We start from the raw sequence: 745 nt of genomic DNA, 5'->3' as shown, positions 1-745 counted from the left end.
GACTTCCATCTACATGTCTTGTAAATTCTAAATGATACTCTTCATCTGGTAGACCGAACATGATCCCATCATAGCCTTCATGATCGTAGAATTCACCTATACGTTTTAAGCCTAATCCTTTTTCATAGAATGCTATAATCTCTTCAAACTTATCTGTTGGACGTGCTATTCTAAACTTCACCCAATTTTTCATGCTCTTCCTCCCATACTAAAAACTTTATGAAGTGTTTCATATTATTGTATATACTTAACACCTTTCTGAAATCCCTCATTAGTATGAGAATAGATACATACAAAAGTCTTACTTAATATCCTATAACAACAAAAAAATCCCCTCACCTAGAAAGAAGTTTCCTTTCATTTTATATGCAATTTTGCATCTCCACTTGCAAATCACTAAAAAACCTTTAAAATCTACAGGATGGCTAAATATACAATTTTTATCTACATTCCTTATAAACTAAAAATTATTGAACGTAATATTTTTTCAACTTCAAGAAATATCGAACTATTCAATTCTTTCCTTATAATCATGCTTTTTATAAGGAAATCTGATACAATTCTTAAATAATATTATTATGTGTAGATATTACGAATATAGTGCATACTTAAAGAAGGTGATTTTATTGAAATTAAATAAAAATTTACAACTATGTATATTAATTGCAACATTAATATGCTATTCCATCTATTTTATGTTTTTCTTTCTATTCCCTACTCATTTTTCAAATTTCAATGTACGCTT

General features: G+C 27.9%; 1 protein-coding gene. It reads right to left on the bottom strand.

Features of this window, described 5'->3' with window-relative positions:
- Positions 1-193: VOC family protein (locus KI356_RS27520; protein WP_238486256.1), on the bottom strand; the 193-nt coding region annotated here is incomplete at its 3' end.
- Between the last annotated feature and the right edge of the window lie 552 nt (positions 194-745).

Source organism: Bacillus hominis (assembly GCF_018332515.1).
GTDB classification, from domain to species: Bacteria; Bacillota; Bacilli; order Bacillales; family Bacillaceae_G; genus Bacillus_A; species Bacillus_A hominis.
This window is presented reverse-complemented; position numbering and strand designations above follow the sequence as displayed.